This is a genomic window from Nocardiopsis lucentensis DSM 44048, assembly GCF_000341125.1.
Taxonomy (GTDB): Bacteria; Actinomycetota; Actinomycetes; order Streptosporangiales; family Streptosporangiaceae; genus Nocardiopsis; species Nocardiopsis lucentensis.
Genome location: NZ_ANBC01000817.1, coordinates 1 through 4,464, shown reverse-complemented (window position 1 = coordinate 4,464; position 4,464 = coordinate 1). Strand labels below are relative to the sequence as shown.

Annotated in this window: 4 protein-coding genes; 1 reads left to right on the top strand and 3 read right to left on the bottom strand. The window is 71.8% G+C overall.

Annotated elements, in window-relative coordinates; translation table 11 throughout:
• Positions 1-157 precede the first annotated feature (157 nt).
• Together D471_RS0128495 and D471_RS0128485 are read right to left on the bottom strand one after the other, a co-directional pair.
• The gene (locus tag D471_RS0128495; protein WP_017601772.1) at positions 158-871 is read right to left on the bottom strand and encodes a hypothetical protein; all 714 of its coding nucleotides are present in this window, start codon (positions 869-871) and stop codon (positions 158-160) included.
• Positions 872-1,089: 218 nt separating this feature from the next.
• Entirely contained in the window at positions 1,090-1,902 is an 813-nt protein-coding gene (locus D471_RS0128485; RefSeq protein WP_017601770.1) for a sporulation protein, read from the bottom strand.
• 171 nt (positions 1,903-2,073) lie between these two features.
• On the opposite strand from D471_RS0128485, the gene D471_RS0128480 reads away from it, so the two are divergent.
• Positions 2,074-2,691, top strand: coding sequence for a hypothetical protein (locus D471_RS0128480; protein WP_017601769.1), 618 nt, complete (start codon positions 2,074-2,076; stop codon positions 2,689-2,691).
• Positions 2,692-2,810: 119 nt separating this feature from the next.
• Here D471_RS0128480 and katG read toward each other — a convergent pair.
• Positions 2,811-4,464, bottom strand: a 1,654-nt coding sequence (gene katG, locus D471_RS0128475; protein WP_017601768.1) for a catalase/peroxidase HPI, incomplete at its 5' end; no start/stop codon positions are given.

Genomic DNA, 4,464 nt, shown 5'->3' with positions numbered 1-4,464 from the left:
CGGGCCAACGCGGCCTCCGCCCTGTCCGTGACCCGTCGCGGCCCGGCCACCTGCCCCACCGGGGAGGAGACCGACGCCTTCCTGGCGGAGAACGGGGACGGCCCGAACGGGAGCCCCTGAACGCGTCGCGGCCGCGGACGGCCGCCACGGCGTCCCCTCACGGCTCTCCGCGCACCCCGCGGACCAGCTCCCCGGCGTCCGGAACACCTTGGAGGAGCTGTTTCCAGTGGGGTTCCAGGTCCGCCCCGCCGCGCCGCAGCCACTCGGCCACCAGGGAGCGGAAGGCGGCCTCCCTCAGCCGTCGCGGGAGTGCGCCCGCCGACAGGATGTCCTGTCCCGCCCCGTCGAGGGCACGGCAGCACGCCCCCAGGGGAAACCCCGCGGCCTCCCGGGGATGGCGGGACGAGCGCATCCGGATCATGGCCCGGGCCACGAAGACCGCCGCTCCCCGGGTGGAACCCGCCAGGTTCCCCCGCGACGGCGGAGCGTTGATGTGTCTCTTGGACCGGCGGAGCGGGAACGGCGCGCCGACCCGGCGGCCGGAGTCCGGCGGGTGTTCGGGGCCGAGCAGCGCGTCGATTCGGTGTCCGGCGGCAGCGCCCTGCTCCACCATCCAGGCACGGCGCTCGGGACCCAGCTGCGCCATCCACTCCAGTGCCGCCCGGGCGCGCCGTTCCCGCTCGTTCCCTGACCGGCCCGTCGCCGCCCGGAACAGGGGGAAGGTGTTGTTGTCCCACACGTCGGCCGCGGCCCTGACGGTCCCCCGGTCGAACGCGCGCGTGTCGCGGGCGGCGTCGGCGATCTGCGTGAGGGACCGGTCCAGCAGGGCGGCCGACGCGGCCAGGGCCGGTCCGGGAGGGTCGTGGCGCACACCCGCGATCCTAGCGGGGCGTCACTCCTCCCGCATGTCCTGGAGGGCCGCCATGAACGCGTCGACCTCACCGCGCGGGTTCGAGTCGACGAACGGCACCTCCGCGTCGCCCACGACCGAGCCGGGCCGCCCGTTCGAGACGACGGCCTCCGGCTCCGCCTCGTCGGCGAACCGGACCGGGGCCCGCCCGGTCAGGGCCCCGGTCGTGCCCGCTGCGGTCAGAGCAGGCTGCGCTCACCGGCGATCGCGTGGATCCACTCGTGCAGCGTGCCCGCGATCTCCTCGGGGTCGGTGGAGTCGTGCTCGACGCTCAGGCGCAGGAGCGTGTCGCCGCCCTCGCTGAACAGGATGCCGGGCTTCTTGTCCAGCTCCAGCACCACGTCCATCCCCTCCTCGTCGGTGAGGAAGGTCAGTTCCAGAGACTCCAAGCCCTCGTACTGTCCGCCGCCGACGTACTCGAACTCCTGGTAGAAGGGCAGCTTCTGGCGGGTGTCGGGGATCTCGGCCTTCTCCAGGTCGACGCTCCTCAGCTCGAAGCCCAGCGCGTGCAGTGCCGACAGGACCGCGACCTGGGCCGGGAGCGGCTCGATGAGCAGCGGGTCCACGTCCTTGCGGTCCAGGGCGTTGTCCACGTGCAGACGGGTGTTGAGCCCCACCCCCTCCAGGAGGTGGTGGCCCTCCACAGCGGTGATCGGCGCCTCCATGGGGATGGTCAGCTCGAAGGCGACCTCGAACTCCTGCTCGGGCTCCAGCTCGAACTCCTCGTCGCTGACGACCTGCTCGGCGACGACCACGTCGATGGTGTACTCGCCCGACTGCTCCTCGCCCTCGGAGTCCTCGTACTCGTACTCCTTCTCCACGGTGGCACGCAGACCGACGCTGATGCCCTCGACCGTCTGGGCGACGTTGCCACCGGTGACCTTGATCGTGCCGGTGACGGTGCCGCCCGGGGTGACGGTCTCCTCGTCCAGGGCGGTCTCCACGGTGGCGCCGCCGATGCCGACACTGGCGAGCATGCGTTTGAAGATCACGGTGTCTCTCTCCTCGGTTCCGCCGCCCCGGGCGCCGGGGAAGGGGGTGGACCGGTAGGCGAAGGAATGGGGGACCGGCGCCGTGTTCTAGGACGCGGTGGGAGCGGGGAGGGTTTCCCCCGGGACGGAATCCTGTGGACCGGCTCCCGGCGCGTGCGCCAGGATCGGCACATGATCGTCATGCAGCCCGTACTGGAGGTCCGTCCGTCCGACGGTTTCACCCTGTGGCCCGTCGACGGCTCCGCGCCGTACGGCTTCCTGGCCCTCGACGGCGCGCTCGGCCCGGCCGGGATCGGCACGGCCGTGATGAGTGTCGCCGCCCACAACGACGTCGACCCCGGCGAGGACCGTCCGTCCCGCCCGGACGAACCGCTCGACGGCTTCCTCCACGGCCTGCTCACCATGGACGAGCTCTTCGCGGCCGGGGGGCTGCGGGTCACCGACACCGTGAGCGGCACCACTCTGGTTCCCGGATGCTGCACCGGACTGGAGGAGTGGCGGGAGTGGTACGGGCTCCTCGACGACCGCGTACCCCTCTACCTCGGCCACGATCCCTGGCCGCTCGCCGAACACGTGGGCGACCGGGTCCGGCTGACCGTCGACACCGAGCGGGACGACAGCCCGGTGATCGAGCTGACCGCGGCGGGGCTCCGGGCGCTGCTCGCCGGGGTGGAACGGGACCTGGACGACTTCCACCGGCTGGCCGCGGCCTGGGCCGAACGGCACCTGCCCGACCACGCCGCCCCCGTCACCGCAGCGCTCTCCCAGGCCCTGGACCTGACGCCGTGACCCCCGGGGCGGGTCCGGCTGGCGAGCGCCCCGGCCCCGGTCCCGCGAACGCCGGGAGCCGGCCCGGCCATGACGGCCGAACCGGCTCCCCGTCCGGGGTCGGCGCCCCGGGGTGAGGATCAGACCAGGTCGAACCGGTCCGCGTTCATCACCTTGTTCCACGCCGCGACGAAGTCCGTCACGAACTTCTCCTTCGCGTCGTCGGAGGCGTACACCTCGGCCAGGGCGCGCAGCTCGGAGTTGGAGCCGAACACCAGGTCGACACGGCTGCCGGTCCACTTCACCGCACCGGACTCGTCCGTGGCCTCGAACGTCTGCGACGTCTCGGAGGTCTCACCGGTCGGACGCCAGTCGGTGCCCAGGTCGAGCAGGTTGACGAAGAAGTCGTTCGTCAGCGTGCCCGGCTTGTCGGTGAGGACGCCCAGGTCGGAGTTGTCGTAGTTGGCGCCCAGCACGCGCAGGCCACCCACCAGGACGGTCATCTCGGGCGCGCTCACGCCGAGCAGGTTGGCCTTGTCGAGCAGCAGGTACTCGGCCGGAAGGCGGTTGCCCTCGCCGTAGTAGTTGCGGAAGCCGTCGGCGACCGGCTCGAGGAAGGCGAACGATCCGGCGTCCGTCTCCTCCTCCGTGGCGTCCACGCGGCCCGGGGTGAAGGGCACGACGACGTCCTGGCCGGCGGCCTTGGCGGCCTGCTCGACACCGACACCGCCGGCGAGCACGATCAGGTCCGCGAGCGAGACCTTCTTGGCCGAGGAGGCGTTGAACTCCTTGGCGAGACCCTCGAGCGTGCCCAGCACCTCGCGCAGCTCGGTCGGGTTGTTGACCTTCCAGTCGATCTGCGGCGCCAGGCGGACACGCGCGCCGTTGGCGCCACCGCGCTTGTCGCTGTCGCGGTAGGTCGACGCCGAGGCCCACGCCGTGGACACGAGCTGGGCGATCGTCAGACCGGACTCGGCGACCTTCGCCTTCAGCTCGGCGATCTCCGCCTCGCCGATGACCTCGCCCTCGAGCGCGGGCAGCGGGTCCTGCCAGATGAGCGTCTCCTCCGGGACCTCCGAGCCGAGGTAGCGCACCTTCGGGCCCATGTCGCGGTGGGTCAGCTTGAACCAGGCGCGGGCGAACGCGTCCGCGAACTGGTCGGGGTTCTCGTAGAAGCGGCGCGAGATCTCCTCGTACACCGGGTCGACGCGCAGCGACAGGTCCGTCGTGAGCATCGTCGGCTTGTGCTTCCTGCCGGCCTCGTGGGCGTCGGGGATGATCTCCTCGGCGTCCTTGGCGACCCACTGGTTGGCGCCGGCCGGGCTCTTGGTGAGCTCGTACTCGAACTCGAAGAGGTTCTTGAAGAACCCGTGGCTCCACTGCGCGGGCGTGGTCGTCCACGTGACCTCGAGACCCGAGGTGATCGTGTCGTTGCCCTTGCCGGTGCCGTGGTTGTTCTTCCACCCCAGGCCCTGCATCTCCAGGCCGGCGGCCTCGGGGTCGGCCTCGAGGTTGTCGTCCGGGGCGGCGCCGTGCGTCTTGCCGAAGGTGTGGCCACCGGCGATGAGGGCGACGGTCTCCTCGTCGTTCATCCCCATGCGGCCGAAGGTCTCGCGGATGTCGCGGGCGGCGAGCAGCGGGTCCGGGTTGCCGTTCGGGCCCTCCGGGTTGACGTAGATCAGACCCATCTGGACGGCGGCCAGCGGCTTCTCCAGGTCGCGGTCGCCGGTGTAGCGCTGGTCGTCGAGCCACGTGGTCTCGGGGCCCCAGTAGACGTCCTCGTCGGGCTCCCAG